Annotated in this window: 11 protein-coding genes and 1 pseudogene; 10 read left to right on the plus strand and 2 right to left on the minus strand. The window is 69.0% G+C overall.

The features are described 5' to 3' along the window. Positions 1–535: 535 nt before the first annotated feature. From OG841_RS00005 to dmpG, 4 genes and pseudogenes are all read left to right on the plus strand, one after another. A pseudogene (locus OG841_RS00005) lies at positions 536–2,242 on the plus strand (DEAD/DEAH box helicase family protein); the annotation flags it as partial. A 198-nt stretch (positions 2,243–2,440) separates the two neighbouring features. Then, positions 2,441–3,274 (plus strand): 2-keto-4-pentenoate hydratase, encoded by an 834-nt coding sequence (gene mhpD, locus OG841_RS00010; protein WP_328635670.1) that lies wholly within the window; start codon positions 2,441–2,443, stop codon positions 3,272–3,274. Further along, the gene (locus tag OG841_RS00015) at positions 3,271–4,266 is read left to right on the plus strand and encodes an acetaldehyde dehydrogenase (acetylating) (RefSeq protein WP_328635671.1); all 996 of its coding nucleotides are present in this window, start codon (positions 3,271–3,273) and stop codon (positions 4,264–4,266) included. Before mhpD ends, OG841_RS00015 begins: the two co-directional genes overlap by 4 nt. Then, positions 4,263–5,279 carry a 4-hydroxy-2-oxovalerate aldolase gene (gene dmpG / locus OG841_RS00020; RefSeq protein WP_328635672.1) on the plus strand — a complete coding sequence of 339 codons (1,017 nt, stop codon included), beginning with the start codon at positions 4,263–4,265 and terminating at the stop codon, positions 5,277–5,279. The genes OG841_RS00015 and dmpG overlap by 4 nt, the downstream gene beginning before the upstream one ends. A 176-nt stretch (positions 5,280–5,455) precedes the next feature. On the opposite strand, the gene OG841_RS00025 is transcribed toward dmpG, so the two are convergent. Beyond that, positions 5,456–6,106, minus strand: a complete 651-nt coding sequence (locus OG841_RS00025) for an NAD(P)-dependent oxidoreductase (protein ID WP_328635673.1) — start codon at positions 6,104–6,106, stop codon at positions 5,456–5,458. Next, positions 6,070–6,762, minus strand: a complete 693-nt coding sequence (locus OG841_RS00030; RefSeq protein WP_328635674.1) for a zinc-binding alcohol dehydrogenase family protein — start codon at positions 6,760–6,762, stop codon at positions 6,070–6,072. Before OG841_RS00030 ends, OG841_RS00025 begins: the two co-directional genes overlap by 37 nt. A gap of 291 nt (positions 6,763–7,053) precedes the next feature. Between OG841_RS00030 and OG841_RS00035 the strand changes: the two genes are divergently transcribed. The 6 genes from OG841_RS00035 (at position 7,054) to OG841_RS00060 (ending at position 14,515) form a co-directional block, all read left to right on the plus strand. After that, a complete protein-coding gene (locus tag OG841_RS00035) occupies positions 7,054–7,905 on the plus strand; it encodes an alpha/beta fold hydrolase (protein ID WP_328635675.1) in 852 nt (283 codons plus the stop codon). Between the two features lie 2 nt (positions 7,906–7,907). Further along, complete coding sequence (locus OG841_RS00040) at positions 7,908–8,435, plus strand: gamma carbonic anhydrase family protein (RefSeq protein ID WP_266802490.1); 528 nt, start codon at positions 7,908–7,910, stop codon at positions 8,433–8,435. A 142-nt stretch (positions 8,436–8,577) separates the two neighbouring features. After that, complete coding sequence (locus OG841_RS00045; RefSeq protein ID WP_328635676.1) at positions 8,578–9,786, plus strand: NAD(P)/FAD-dependent oxidoreductase; 1,209 nt, start codon at positions 8,578–8,580, stop codon at positions 9,784–9,786. Positions 9,787–9,895: 109 nt separating this feature from the next. Beyond that, entirely contained in the window at positions 9,896–12,199 is a 2,304-nt protein-coding gene (locus OG841_RS00050; protein WP_328635677.1) for a CaiB/BaiF CoA-transferase family protein, read from the plus strand. Next, positions 12,196–13,725 carry an AMP-binding protein gene (locus tag OG841_RS00055; RefSeq protein WP_328635678.1) on the plus strand — a complete coding sequence of 510 codons (1,530 nt, stop codon included), beginning with the start codon at positions 12,196–12,198 and terminating at the stop codon, positions 13,723–13,725. The genes OG841_RS00050 and OG841_RS00055 overlap by 4 nt, the downstream gene beginning before the upstream one ends. Positions 13,726–13,753: 28 nt before the next feature. Continuing rightward, the gene (locus tag OG841_RS00060; RefSeq protein ID WP_328635679.1) at positions 13,754–14,515 is read left to right on the plus strand and encodes a dienelactone hydrolase family protein; all 762 of its coding nucleotides are present in this window, start codon (positions 13,754–13,756) and stop codon (positions 14,513–14,515) included. Positions 14,516–14,588: the final 73 nt, after the last annotated feature.

A 14,588-nucleotide genomic window follows, 5' to 3' on the forward strand; every position in this document is an offset into this window, starting at 1 on the left:
AGGGAACGGCTCCGCTGACGCTCCGCCAGATTCCCCCGCGAGCGTGGAATCGAATTCCGCAAGCGGAATTCTGGGTGCGTGTCAATTCGCGCAAGCGCGAATTGGGGAATCCCGCAAGCGGGATTCCTGGGGCTGGCAGTGGGGGGTGGGTGCGTCAGGCGCGGGTCTGTGTAGGGCTTGGGATTCCCGGCTATCATCTCTGTAACGGATGTGACGGACCGTCGGACTGATGGGGTGCCGGCCTCGCGGTGGTGACGGGTTCCGCTGCGCTCCACCCTGAACTCCTCCCCCGCTGGCTGGCCTGTCCCGACATGTTTGCCAATGGCCTGTCAGCCTACAGGGTAACCGGCCGTTCGCGAGTGAGATTGAGTCACTGTGTCACCCTCGGGCGCAGGAGTTGGTGTGCGGGTGATGCATCACGAGTTGTGGCTGTGTAGAGTCTGGGATTAGGTGCTACACCCTACCGCCGCGCACCTTGCGCCTGGATTCTATTTGCTATTACGCGCTGCATTCCGCGAAAGGGAGAGCACGGGGCATGGCCGTGAAGTTGCGTGATCACCAGATCGAGGCCGTTGCTGCCATTGTGCGGGGTCTTGATGTTCCGCCGGGTGGTATTCCCTGGAATGGTCTTCGTGGGCAGGTGCACGCCGCGTGTGGGACGGGGAAGACCATCATGGCGGCGGCGTCGGCGAGGCGGCTTGTGCCCAGGGGGCGTGTGCTCGTGCTGGTGCCGACGCTGGATCTGCTGGCGCAGACGGTGAGGGCGTGGCATGAGGCCGGGCACAAGGGGCCGGCGGTTGCGGTGTGTTCGCTTCAGGACGATCCGGGGCTGTGGTCGTTGAAGGTGCGCTCCACGACGAACCCGATCCAGTTGGCGCTGTGGCATGGGCAGGGGCCGGTGACCATCTACGCCACCTACGCGTCTTTGGGTGTACTGGCGGAGGCTTTCGAGGGTGTCTACGGCCAGCAGTTGGCCCCGGTGGACTTGGCGGTGGTTGATGAGGCGCACCGGACGTCAGGGTCGATGGGGAAGGCTTGGGCGGCCATCCATGACCAGAGCGTCATCCCGGCGTACCGGCGGCTGTACCTGACGGCCACACCGCGGATCTGGGAAGAGCGGCTGAGCCGGGAGGTTGCTGAGGGAGTGCGGGATCCGCTGCCGCGGGAGATGGCAGCGTCCATGGACGACGAGACCGTCTTCGGGCCCGTCCTGTACAAGCTCAGCTTGGCGTCGGCCGTCTCGCGGGGGTTGCTGGCGCGGTACCAGATCATCGTCCTGGAGCTGAAGGACCCGGTCGTCACCCCGGAGAAGCTGATGGGCGAGGAGCGGCACAGCGAGGAAGTGCGCGGGCAGCGGCTCGGAGCCCTGCAGGCCGCGCTCCTGCACACGATGGCGCAGCACGACCTGTCGACGTGCATCACCTTCCACCACCGCACCATCGAGGCACAGGCCTACGCAGAGGGCTTGGAGCGAGTGGCGGCGAAGCTGCACGCGGATCAGCCGGAGACGTACCCGGCTCGGATCTGGGCCGACTGGCTGTGCGGCGAACACGTCCCCGAACGTCGGCGGGAGGTTCTCGGCTCGTTCGGGTCCACGGCGCAGCGGGCCGTGCTCTCCAACTGCCGTGTCCTGGGCGAGGGCGTCGACATCCGCGCGGTGGACTCCGTCGCCCTGCTGGACCCCAAGGGCGCGCCGCACGACATCGTCCAGGCCATCGGCCGGGCACTCCGCCAAAAGCCCGGACAAGGCAAACTCGCCTCCTTGATCGTGCCCGTCTTCCTCCAGCCCGGAGAGCAGCCCGAGGACATGTTCACCTCCGGGTCCTACCGGCCCCTGGTGAAAGTCCTGGAAGGACTGCGGGCCCACGATGAAGAAGCCGTGGAACTGCTGGCCATTCCCCAAGAGCCCCGGAAGGACGTCGCCCAACCGTCCGTGAACATCGGCACGCCGCCCGAGGAAGGCGAAGCCGAATCACGGCTGCTGCTCCGATTCGCCGCCCCCAGAGATCCCGTGACGGTCGCCGACTGGGTCAGCTTCAACGTGATCGACACCGAACGCCAGGACTGGGCCCGCGCCTGGACGAAACTCAAGACATACGTCGAACGGGTCGGGAACGCCCGCGTGCCCTACGCACACCGCGAAGGCGCCACACCACTAGGACAATGGATCGCAGAACAACGACGCGCCCACACAGCCGGACAGATGACCGGCCAACGCACCCGACGGCTCGAACAACTCGGCACATCTACGCGGGCGACCGCTGGAACACCGCCGATCTGGGCGCGTCGAAGCTGATGTGGCTTCCCCTGACCATCAGGGGTACTGACCGAGAACTGAACTGTTCCGGTTAATGGAACATGTTCTGCCGTGCTCGGGGTGTGTCGTCTATCCAAGGAGTGCCGCATTCGATTGCTGCACCCGCGCTTCCGGAGGTCGCCCATGCCGTCCCATTCGTCCCGCACGCCATCCCCGGAGACGAAAAAAACGGCCCACGCCCTCTGGGAGGCTGAGCAGTCCGGTACGCCATGTCCGCCGGTACGCGACCAGTTGCCTGCCGGAGATGTGAGCAGCGCCTACGCCGTGCAGCGCCTCAACGTCGAGCGCAAGCTCGCTCAGGGCGGTCGCCTCGTCGGTCGCAAGATCGGTCTGACCTCGCCTGCGGTGCAGGCCCAACTCGGCGTAGATCAGCCGGACTTCGGCGCGCTGCTGGCGGACATGGCGGTACCCGACGGCGGGACGGTGCCCTACGGACGGCTGCTCCAGCCCAAGATCGAGGCAGAGGTCGCGCTCGTGCTGGCGGCCGGCCTGCCGCACCCCGACACGACGGTCGCCGACGTGCTGCGAGCAGTGGACTTCGCCCTCCCCGCCCTGGAGATCGTCGACAGCCGGATCGCGGACTGGGACATCAGTCTGATCGACACGGTCGCCGACAACGCCTCCTCCGGCCTGTTCGTCCTCGGCGCAACACCAGTGCCGCTGACCTCTGTCGATCTGCGCGCCGTGCGCATGACGCTCAGTCGCGACGGCGAGGAGGTCTCGCACGGCACCGGCGCCGACTGCCTCGACGGCCCCCTGAACGCGGCCGTGTGGCTCGCGTCGACGCTGGCCGGGATGGGCGATCCGCTGCGCGCCGGCGACGTCGTGCTGACCGGCGCCCTCGGCCCCATGGCTGTCGCCACCCCCGGCAGCCGCTTCGAAGCGGTCATCTCCGGACTCGGCTCCGTACGCGTCGGCTTCGCACCCGCATCCGACCAGAAGGCAGGGCAGCAGTGACCACCACAACACCTTCTCCCCGTACCAAGGTGGCCGTCATCGGCTCGGGGAACATCGGCACCGACCTCATGATCAAGGTTCTGCGGCTATCGGAGAGCCTGGAGATCGCTGCCATGGTGGGCATCGATCCGGATTCCGACGGTCTCGCCCGGGCGAAGCGCCTCAAGGTCGCCACCACGCACGAGGGCATCGACGGCCTGGTCGGCATGGACGAGTTCCAGGACGTGAGGATCGTCTTCGACGCCACCTCCGCCGGCGCTCACCGCCACCACGACGAGGTGCTGCGCGCGCACGGCAAGACGGTGGTCGACCTCACCCCCGCCGCACTGGGACCGTACGTCGTCCCGCCGGTCAACGGCGCCGCGCATCTGGACGCGACGAACGTGAACATGGTCACCTGCGGCGGCCAGGCCACCATCCCGATCGTCGCCGCCGTGAACGCCGTCACGCCCGTGCACTACGGCGAGATCGTCGCCTCCATCTCGTCCCGCTCGGCCGGTCCGGGTACCCGGGCCAACATCGACGAGTTCACCGAGACCACGTCGTCTGCCATTGAGAAGGTGGGTGGCGCGGCGCGCGGCAAGGCGATCATCATCCTCAATCCGGCCGAACCGCCGCTGATCATGCGTGACACCGTGCACTGCCTGGTCTCCGACTGCGCCACGGAGGCCGTCACCGCGTCGATCGAAGAGATGGTCGGGCGGGTGCAGGCGTACGTGCCCGGTTACCGCCTGAAGCAGAAGGTGCAGTTCGAGCGGGCGGCCGCTGACGACCCGCTGCACACCCTCGCCCGCGGCGGTGGCGACGCACTGAAGGTGTCCGTCTTCCTGGAGGTGGAGGGCGCCGCCCACTACCTGCCGGCCTACGCCGGCAACCTCGACATCATGACCTCGGCCGCGCTGCGCACCGCGGAGCGCATGGCCGGCCTCCCCCACTCTCGGCTTCGCTCGAGCGGGGGGACCCCCATCGCCCCGGAGGTGGCGTCCCGATGACCCGTCTGTACGTCCAGGACGTCACCCTGCGGGACGGCATGCACGCCGTCCGCCACCGCTACACCGTCGACCAGGCCCGCACCATCGCCGCCGCCCTCGACACGGCCGGAGTGTCCGCCATCGAGATCGCCCACGGCGACGGATTGTCCGGCTCCAGCATCAACTACGGCGTCGGCGCGCACACCGACTGGGAGTGGATCGAAGCGGTCCTGGACGCCGTACACCAGGCGACCCCCACCACTCTGCTGCTCCCCGGTATCGGCACCATCCACGATCTGAAGCAGGCCCACTCCCTCGGCATCCGCTCGGTGCGCATAGCCACGCACTGCACCGAGGCCGACATCTCCGCCCAGCACATCGCCGCCGCGCGCGAGTTGGGCATGGACGTCGCCGGGTTCCTGATGATGTCCCACATGGCCGAACCGGCCGAACTCGCCCGCCAGGCCAAGCTGATGGAGTCCTATGGCGCGCACTGCGTCTACGTAACCGACTCGGGGGGCCGCCTCACCATGGACGGCGTCCGCGACCGCTTCCGCGCCTATCGGGACGTCCTGGACCCTGCCACCGAACTGGGCATCCACGCCCACCACAACCTCGGCCTGGGCGTGGCCAACTCGGTCGTCGCCGTCGAGAACGGCGTCACCCGCGTCGACGCCTCCCTCGCAGGGCAGGGCGCCGGGGCGGGCAACTGCCCCCTGGAAGCCTTCATCGCGGTCGCCGACCTGATGGGCTGGGAGCACGGCTGCGACCTGTTCCCCCTGATGGACGCCGCCGACGACATCGTACGACCGCTGCAGGACCGCGAGGTGCGGGTGGACCGCGAGACCCTCACTCTCGGCTACGCGGGCGTGTACTCGAGCTTCCTGCGGCACGCCGAGAAGGCCTCCGAGCGTTACGGCATCGACACCCGCGCCATTCTCGTCGAGGTCGGACGCCGCAAGATGGTCGGCGGCCAGGAGGACATGATCACCGACATCGCCCTCGACCTCGTGTCCCAGGCGTCGTCGGCCTGACGACGGGGAGGGGTGGGGCGGTGGGTGCCTTCGCGGGACACGCTGAGTGATCTCGTGTCTTGTGCCTGCTCCTCATCGCTGTTGGCGCGGAAACCCGGCAGGGGCCTGATCGACCGGGATCAGGCCCCTGCCCTGGTACTGGCTCCGGTGCCGGCCGTCGGCCCCTGATGCCTGCTTCAGTAGGCGACCGTGAATCGGTCGCGGATGTGTGAGGGACTCTCCAGCTCGTCGACGATCGCGATGGCGTAGTCGTCGAACGAGATCCCGGGCAGCGTCCCGTCCGGGGTTTGGAGCAGTTCCCGACCACCACGACGGAAACGGCCGGTGCGCTCACCCGGGCCGATTCCGGGCGGCGGAGCGAGGTAGATCCAGTCCAGGTCGTCGACCTGCTCCAGCAGCTTCCAGAAGTGCGCCGCGGCGGCGGCCGATTTCGCGAATTCCGCGGGGAAGACGTCCGTGTCCATGACGCGTGTCTTCGTGCCCGGCACGAGCAGGGTTCCGCTTCCGCCCGTGACGAAGTAGAGCGGCGCCTTCGATTCCCTGACGGACGAGATCAGCCGGGCGTGGTCTGTTTTGGCGTACTGGATCGCCGTGACGACCACGTCGTGGCCCGTGATGACGGGCACGAGCTGGGCGGAGTCGTTGGCGTCGGCCTCGACGGTCCGTACCGACGGGTGGGATGCGACGAGCTCCGGATGGGTTGTCACGGCGGTGACCCGGTGTCCCCGTGCGATGAGCTCGGCGATCAGGGGGCGGCCGACGCTGCCGGTGGCACCCACCACCGCGACGTTCAACGACGGACCGGACGTGCTGTGTGATTCAGCCATGGACTTTGCTCACTTTCATCACTGCGACCATCGGCGCTCCGTAGAGCATGTCCACCCACCAGATCGAATCCGCCCTGGCTCGCCTTCCGGAGCGCGGCGGGACAGTCGTCGTCCAGCCGGACGGCCTCGTCCGCTCCCCGCTCCTTGAGGGCGTCGAGCACGGCGGGGTTGCGGCCCGCCACCACCCGTCCGGCACCGAGGACTTTGGCCGCCTGGATCGCAATCCGACCGACGCTGCCCGTGGCCCCGAGGACCAGAACCTGCTCACCCTGGCGGAGACCGGCCTTCCGGGTCAGGGACAGCCGCGCGGAGATTCCGGCCACGCCGATCGCGAGCGCGGCACCGTCCGCCAGCGCGTCCGGGATCTCCTGCACCGAGTCCGCCGAGGTGACCGCCCGCTCAGCGAACGAGCCATGTGGCAGGTGCGTGCGTCCGAAGTCGACGCGAGTTCCGTCACCGACGGTGCCGACGCCCTCGGAGCCTGACACATAGGGAACCGGCGGAGGTTGGTTGACTCCGGCCGCGACCACCAAGTCATGCGGGTTGACCCCGGCGGCCGTGACGGTCACAACCGTGCCGTGCTCGGTCGGGCGGGGTTCGTCGACCTCCTGCAGCGCAGGGGCCCCTCTGGCTCTTGTAATGACAGCTGCTCGCATGACGGCGACGCTAGGCCGGACGGCCAGAGCTGCCGAGCGCCGGTTTCGGCTGCTGGAACCCCGGAGGCGGCACGATGACGCCCGGAGCCCGTGGCGTGGCCGGGGCGGCGCCGGTGCGCTCGGTCGAGACGTGCTCGACATGTCCAGGGGGATCGGATTCAGCTTTGTTTCTGCCGCGTGGACGCCAACGCGCGAGTGACGGGGTTCCGGGGGGTGGAACAACCTCCTGCCGTCACAACGGTGGCGTGTGAATCATGGCGGTCTGCAGCACATGTCAAGTGAGGAGTGAGCATGGCCGACGCACCGATCACCACGACCAAGGTCGCGGTCGGAGAGTACGAATTCCAGCTGAACGCTTCCGGTGACAAGTCCAAGCCGGCCCTCCTGTTCCTGCACGGTTCCGGACCGGGCGCGACCGGCCTCTCGAACTGGGAAGCGGTGCTGAAGGATCTCGGGAACGACTACTACTGCCTCGCGCCGGACGTCATCGGCTTCGGCGACTCCAGCCACCCCGAGCCGCCGCCGCAGGGCATGGCGGCCTTCACCCAGCTCCGAGTCGACACCCTGATCGGGCTGCTGGACGAGCTGGGACTGGAGAAGGCGGTCCTCGTCGGCAACTCCATGGGCGGCATATGGTCGCTCGGTGCGACGCTGCAGGCGCCGGAGCGGGTCGAGAAGATCGTTCTCATGGGTTCCGGCGGTTCGCCGATTCCGCCCGGTCCCGCGATCCCGTCGCTGGCCCTGTTCTACGACAATCCGACGACTGAGGCCATGCAGCACCTGCTGGAACAGTTCGTCTACGACCCGCAGCTGTTCGGCGGGGACCTGCGAAAGATCGCGGAGCAGCGGATCCCGCGCGCCGTGCGGCCGGATGTGGAACGCTCCCACCGGGCCACCTTCGTAGACGTCCTCGACCGGCCGTGGGCGCTGACGCCCGAGGACGCGGCCAAGATCGAGCAGGATGTTCTCGTCATCCACGGGCGTGAGGACCGGTTCGTTGTCTTCGACGGCGGCAAGTGGTTCTTCGACCACCTCCCGAACGTGCGGCTGTACGGCATCGGGAAGTGCGGCCACTGGACGCAGATCGAGCAGCACGACCGTTTCGTGGCCGCCGTGCGCGGCTTCGTCAGCGGGAGCCTGTGACAGTGCCGCTGTACGAGCTCGACGGGATCGCACCCGCCGTCCACCCGGACGCGTTCGTCGCGCCCACCGTCGTACTGATCGGCGACGTTGTCATCGAGGCGGGCGCGTCGGTCTGGTACAACGCGGTCCTGCGGGGCGACTACTCCCGCATCACAGTGCGCCGAGGAGCCAATGTGCAGGACGGCAGCGTGCTGCATGGACCACCCGATCTGCCCACGGAGATCGGTCCCGGCGCGACCGTGGGGCATCTGTGCGTCGTGCACGGCGCGGTCATCGGGGAAGAGGCACTGATCGGGAACGGCAGCACCGTGCTCGACGGTGCGCGGGTCGGGGCGCGGTCGCTCGTCGCCGCGCATTCGCTGGTACCGGCCGGTTCGGACTTCCCGGCGGAGGCCCTGGTGGCGGGTATTCCGGCGGTGGTCAAGCGGTCCATCGTCGGAACGACCGCCGAGCAGTGGATACTGAACAACCCAGGTGTGTACGAGGTGTTGGCGCGAAGACACGCCGCGGGAATCAAACCAGTTCGGTGAGCATGGGCGGGAGCTGCCCCGGGATCGGCCCGATCAAGGCCGGTTCCGGGGCACTGCCGTTATCGGTGGCGTTCATGGCGATGAGTTCCAGTGACCGGCACTCGACATTGTGGCCGCTGCCGGTAATTCCGACAGTGCATGCATGACTGTTCTGATCATCGGCGCCTCGGTGGCGGGCGTGCGTACGGCGCAGGCTCTCCGGCAGGGGGGCTTCCAGGAGCGCATCACCCTCGTCGGCGAGGAGCGGCACCAGCCGTACGACAAGCCGGCCCTGTCCAAGGAGGTGCTGGCCCCCGACCGTGCGGGCGAGCCTCCCGTCCTGCTGACGAAACAGGAGGCCGACGAACGCGGCATCGAGCTGATGCTCGGCGTGAAGGCGGTCGGTCTCGACCTCACCGAGCGGCGCGTGGCGACCGACGGGGGCGAGCGGTTGCCGTTCGACCGGCTGGTCCTCGCCACGGGGGTCACCCCGCGCACACTGCCGGGTACCGGCGACCTCTCGGGCGTCCACACACTTCGGACGGCCGACGACGCGTGGGCGCTGCGAGCCGAACTCGACCGTTCGCCCAGGGTGGTGGTCATCGGGGCTGGCTTCATCGGCGCCGAGTTCGCTGCAGCGGCCCGGGCGCGCGGGCTGGACGTCTGTGTCGTGGAAGCGCAGCCGATCCCCATGGCCCATCTGTTCGGTGAGCGGGTAGGTCGGATGCTGGCGGGCATTCACGCCATGAACGGCGTCGCGGTCGAGGCCGGCGTCGGATTCAGCAGCTTCACCGACGACGGACGGGGCCGGGTAACCGGTGTCGTCCTGGCCGACGGCCGCACCCTCCCTGCCGACCTGGTCGTCGTCGGCATCGGCGCACGTCCCGCCACGGACTGGCTGGAGTCCTCCGGGCTCGATCTCGCCAACGGGGTGGCCTGCGACAGCCGGCTGCGTGTCACGGGCGTGGGCGTGGGCGCGGTCTACGCCGCAGGTGACATCGCTCACCGGTATCACCCGATGTGCGGCAAGTCGCTGCGCATCGAGCACTGGACCAATGCCGGGGAGCACGGGGAGATCGTCGCGGCCGACATCCTCGGGCAGCAGGCGCCACGGGCCCAGGTGCCCTACGTCTGGTCCGACCAGTACGGTCGGCGCATCCAGATCGTCGGCAGGCCCGCTGAGGGCCGGCTGAGCGCGCTGCGAGGCGGCATCGAAGACAGCGGGATGACCGCCGTCTACGCCGATGAGGCGGGGCGGGCCGTCGGCGCCCTGGTCGTCGACGATCCGCGCACCTTCATGGCCTGCCGCAAGGCGGTCGCCTCCGGGGCGCAGGTCAGTGACCTCGGCCTGGGCCTGCTGGAAGCCGCGTGAGTAGTACGGCCCACGAGGCCGCCGGGCTGTTCCAGCCGACGGAACCACCGCTGTCCGGTGGCCGCGGGCCGCGCGAAGGTGCAGGACACCGCTGACGGGAGGGTGAAAGATGCTTCACGATGTCACCGTGGTCGAGGCCGGGAGCCGGGTCTCGACCATGTACTGCGGCAGGTTGCTAGCCGATGTCGGCGCCCGCGTGGTACGCCTTGAGCCGCGTGCCGGCGAACGGCCGACGGCGCAGGACGCCGGATACGAGGCCTACGTGAGTCATCTGCACCAGGGCAAGCGCGTGGTGCGGTGCGACTCCGATGAACTCGCAGACGCCCGGACCGCCGTCGCCCGGCTGGTGCCGGAACTCGCGACCGGCCCGGCCGTCGTGATCTGCGACGACGACCTGCCGGGATTCCGGGCGCTGGCGGAAGCCCTGCGCAGGGAGAATCCGCGGCTGGTCGTGGTCACCGTTTCCGACTACGGGCTCGACGGCCCGTTCGCCAAGTTGCCGGCGACCGAGTTCACACTCCAGGCCGAGGCCGGCCTCACCGTGCTCCACCCCAGAGGGGACCGTCCGCCGGTCGCCAGCGGCGTGGAGTTTGGCGAGCTCACGGCCGGAGCGTGCGCGGCCGTGGGTGCCGTGTCAGCGCTGTTGAGCACCGAGGCCGGGGCGGCCTCGGCGATCGACGTCGACGTCTCGCGTTTCGAGGCGCTGGTCGGACTGCTCCAGTTCCCCTGGCTGTTCTCCCAGCTCTCTCCCCACACGCGCTACCCGATCCCGCAGAACCCCGTTCCCGGTGTCGAACGCGCGAAGGACGGCTGGGTGTGCGTCGTCGCCGTCACGGACGCGCAGTGGAAGGCGTTCAAGGAGATGGCAAGGGTGCCCGAACTGGACGACTCCCGGTTCGACATGGTCTCGGACCGGCTGTACAACGGCACCGAGATCACCCCGTTGGTCCGGCGGTTCACCGAGCGCCACACGGTCGAGGAACTGACCGAGCTCGGTGTGCTCCACCGTGTGCCCGTGGTCCCGCTGACCTCGCCCGACACGGTCGCCGAGCTGGCGCCGTACGCCGAGCGGAACTCCTTCGTACGGCATCCGGAAGCCGGCTTCCTACAGCCTGCACCGCCGTTCCGGATCTCGCGCCCGAGCGTGCGGACTCCCGCTGCGGCCACTGCCGAGGCGGACCCCGCGCAGCCTCTGAAGGGCCTGCGCGTCGTGGAGTTCGGCACCTTCCAGGCGGGGCCCCTGGCCACGGCCCATCTCGCCTCCCTGGGCGCCGAGGTGATCAAGGTGGAGGCGGTGAACCGCCCCGACGCCATGCGCTTCTCGGGCAATCCCATGACCGTGAACCGCTCGTGGGAGCGCGCGGGCCCCTTCCTCGGCCCCAACATCGGCAAGCGGGAGGTCACACTGGACCTCTCCGACGCCAAGGGCCTGGACCTGGCAAAGCGGTTGATCGCCACCGCGCACGTGGTGCTGGAGAACTACACGCCTCGCGTGCTTGACGACCGGGGACTGGACTTCGACGGCATGCGCGAGGTCAACCCGGACCTCATCGTCGTCCGCATGCCCGCATGGGGGCTCACGGGCAGCTGGCATAACCGCCCGGGGTTCACCTACACCGCCGAAGCGGCCGCAGGGGTCACCCAGATGACCGGGTACGAGGACGGCGAACCGGTTGTCACCGGCACGGTCACCGACCCGTTCTCCGCGCACCTGGCGTCGTTGGTACTGCTGACGGCGATCCGGCGGCGCCGCCGTACCGGCGAGGCCGTGTGCGCGGAGCTGGCGCTGGGCGATGTCGCCATACAGCTGACCGCCCGCCCGGTGATCGAAGCGTCGGCCACTGGAGAGCCGCGCACACGTGCCGGTAACAGATCCCCGCTCGCGATCCCGCAGGGGATGTACCCGTGCGCCGACGACGACTGGATCGCGATCTCCGTCACGACCGACGCGCAGTGGACGGCCCTGTGCCGTGTCCTGGGCCGCGACGACTGGGCCGCCGACGCGGAGTTCGCGACGGCCGAAGGACGCCGCGAACGGCGTGCGCAGCTCGACGACGGCCTTGCCCACGCGTGTGCCGGGGAGCCCGCCGAAAAGATCGTGGCGGCCCTTCGTTCCGCGGGGGTGCCCGCGGCCGTCATGGCCGTCGGTCTGGATCTCGCCGACCACCCTCAACTCGTTCATCGGCAGCGGCCGTTCCCGGTGCACCATGCGGTCGCCGGTACGGTGCGACACCTCGCACCGGCCATGCGCTTCTCCCACGCCCCCCGTCCGCCGGCCGTGGGCCCCGCCCCGCTGTTCGGCCAGGACAACGAGGCCGTGCTGACCGAACTCGGGTGCACCGAGGCGGAGATACGGGAGCTCGCCGACAAGCGTCTGGTGGGCGACAGCCCGTACGGAATCGCGTACAAATGACGCACATTCCCGAAGATACGGCCGCACTTGCGGCGATCTGCCGCACGTGGGCGACACGCACACCCGAAGCTGCCTGTCTCACCTACGACGGTGTGACCCGGAACTGGCGCGAGGTGTACGAACGCAGTTGCCGTGTCGCACAGGGGCTCGCCGGTTCCGCGCCGGGTGCGAGGGAGCGGGTGCTCTACCTGGGCCGCAACAGGCCCGAGTTCTTCGAGGTCCTGTTCGGTGCGTCGATGGCGGGTTGGGTGAGCGTCGCCGCGAACTGGCGGCTCGCCCCGTCGGAGTTGCTCTGCGTGGTCAACAACGCGCGCCCCAGAGTGCTGTTCGTCTCGGAGGATCTCGTCGGCAAGCTCACCCCTGTCCGGGACGAGCTTACGACGGTGGAAACCGTCGTGGTCATCGGGGACGAGACCGACGACTACGAGAAATGGCTTCTCTGCCGGGACCCGCAGGAGCCGCCTGCCGTGACCACGGACTCCGATCCCGCGTTCATGATGTACACCTCCGGCACGACCGGAGTGCCCAAGGCCGCGCTGTTCGACGGCCGGGCCGTGCGCGCGACGTTCAGCGCCGCCGGCGTCATGGGCGTCACCCAAAAATCCGTTCTGCTGGCGGCGCTTCCCCTCTTCCACGCCGCAGGGCTGAACACAGCGATCGCGGCACTGGCCGTCGGGGCCCACTGCGTGCTGTCCGCCGATGCCAAACCCCGCTCGGTGCTGGAAGTCGTGGAACGCCACCGGGTGACCACGACCATGGTCGTGCCCGCGGTTCTGCAGGCCCTCCAGGACGAGGACGTCGACCGCTACGACCTCTCCGCCCTCGACACCATCGCCTATGCCGGCTCTCCCATGGACCCCGACCTGCTGCGGACCTGCCTGCGCCGCTTCCGCTGCAAGTTCCTCCAGTTCTACGGCTCGACGGAGACCATCGGCATCACGGTGCTGCCTCCCGAGGACCACGATCTGGCCGACACCGACGGCAGACTGGGCTCGGCCGGGCTCCCACTTCCCGAAGTGACGGTACGGGTCGTCGATCCCCTGACGGAGAAGGACGTCGCCGAAGGCGTGGTGGGCGAGGTCTGGGCGAAGACACCGACGGCGATGTCCGCGTACTGGGAGGCCCCGGAGGAGACGGCACACGTTCTCGCCCCGGACGCATTCCTGCGCACCGGCGACGCCGGGTTCCTGCGCGGTGGCTATCTCCATCTGTGCGACCGGCTCAAGGACGTCATCATCACGGGCGGCGAGAACGTGTACCCGACCGAGGTGGAGCACGTCCTCTCGACTCACCCGGGGATCGCCGAGGTCGCGGTGATCGGGGCCCCCTCCCGCCGGTGGGGCGAGACGGTGCGGGCCGTCGTCGTACGGGCGCCCGCACAGCCCTCGCTGACAGAGGGCGAGGTCATTTCGTACGCCAAGGAATACCTCGCGGGCTACAAGAGCCCGACCGTGGTGGATTTCGTGGCGCAGCTCCCGAGGAACGCCTCGGGAAAAGTACTCAAGAGCAAGTTGCGTGAGCCATAGAACGTGGCCGCCATGGAGGTACATGCGCATGGACATCGCATTTCCGCGGATCGAGCCGAGTGTTGCGGAGGACTCGTTCAGGCATGGATCAGGTAGGTCGCTGCCGGTGGCCCGGATCGAGCTCGGCGGTGTCCCGAGAGGCGCGGCGATCGTGCTCTGCGACGCCGGCGCCCTGGAACGGGACGCCGCCGGGTTCATGAACGGACTGGCCGAGCACGGATACGAGTCCGTCGCCGTCGACCTGTCGCCCACCGGTGGCGACCCGACCGGCACGACCGACCGGGATCTGGTGAGCGACGTCGCCGTGCTGGTGGGGCGGTTGGGTGAACGCGGCTGGTCGCCGGCGCAGGTGGGCCTCGTCGGCTACGGCTTCGGGGGCCGGACGGCACTCTTGGCCACCGCCGAGTTCGCACTCGGCGCGGCGGTGAGCATCGCCCCGTCCGGAGTGGCGGACGCATGGTCCGACGCCCTGCCGCCGCTGATCCAAGTGGCCCGGCACGTCCGGACGCCGTGGCTCGGACTGTTCGGTCAGCAGGACCCCGGTGCCCCTGCGGACGCCCTGGCCAGGCTGGGCTCGTACCTGGGCGGCTCGCCGGCCCACACGGAAGTGGTCACCTATCCGGGCGTCGCCCGAGATTTCTATCGCGACGCCCGCGAGACCCTGGCGCACGTGGCCTCTTTCGACGCGTGGCAGCGAACCATCGAGTGGCTCGATCGGCGCGTGGTGCCGCGGCCCACGCCATTGGCCGCGGAATGGCAAAGACGTGTCGCAAGCGCGGCCCGCGCGTAATTCCTTTCACTTCTGTGAATTCGACGCCCCGGTTCCAGCCGCCGGAACCGGGGGGAGCGCCACATGCAGCTCC

The organism is Streptomyces canus, from assembly GCF_041435015.1.
GTDB classification, from domain to species: Bacteria; Actinomycetota; Actinomycetes; order Streptomycetales; family Streptomycetaceae; genus Streptomyces; species Streptomyces canus_G.

What these genes read in the sequence shown, in the direction of transcription:
- OG841_RS00055 (WP_328635678.1), top strand. Translation starts at nt 12,196, where the DNA reads ATGACGCACATTCCCGAAGATACGGCCGCACTTGCGGCGATCTGCCGC.
- OG841_RS00045 (WP_328635676.1), top strand. Translation starts at nt 8,578, where the DNA reads ATGACTGTTCTGATCATCGGCGCCTCGGTGGCGGGCGTGCGTACGGCG.
- OG841_RS00025 (WP_328635673.1), bottom strand. Translation starts at nt 6,106, where the DNA reads ATGGCTGAATCACACAGCACGTCCGGTCCGTCGTTGAACGTCGCGGTG.
- OG841_RS00030 (WP_328635674.1), bottom strand. Translation starts at nt 6,762, where the DNA reads ATGCGAGCAGCTGTCATTACAAGAGCCAGAGGGGCCCCTGCGCTGCAG.
- mhpD (WP_328635670.1), top strand. Translation starts at nt 2,441, where the DNA reads ATGCCGTCCCATTCGTCCCGCACGCCATCCCCGGAGACGAAAAAAACG.
- OG841_RS00060 (WP_328635679.1), top strand. Translation starts at nt 13,754, where the DNA reads ATGGACATCGCATTTCCGCGGATCGAGCCGAGTGTTGCGGAGGACTCG.
- OG841_RS00035 (WP_328635675.1), top strand. Translation starts at nt 7,054, where the DNA reads ATGGCCGACGCACCGATCACCACGACCAAGGTCGCGGTCGGAGAGTAC.
- dmpG (WP_328635672.1), top strand. Translation starts at nt 4,263, where the DNA reads ATGACCCGTCTGTACGTCCAGGACGTCACCCTGCGGGACGGCATGCAC.
- OG841_RS00050 (WP_328635677.1), top strand. Translation starts at nt 9,896, where the DNA reads ATGCTTCACGATGTCACCGTGGTCGAGGCCGGGAGCCGGGTCTCGACC.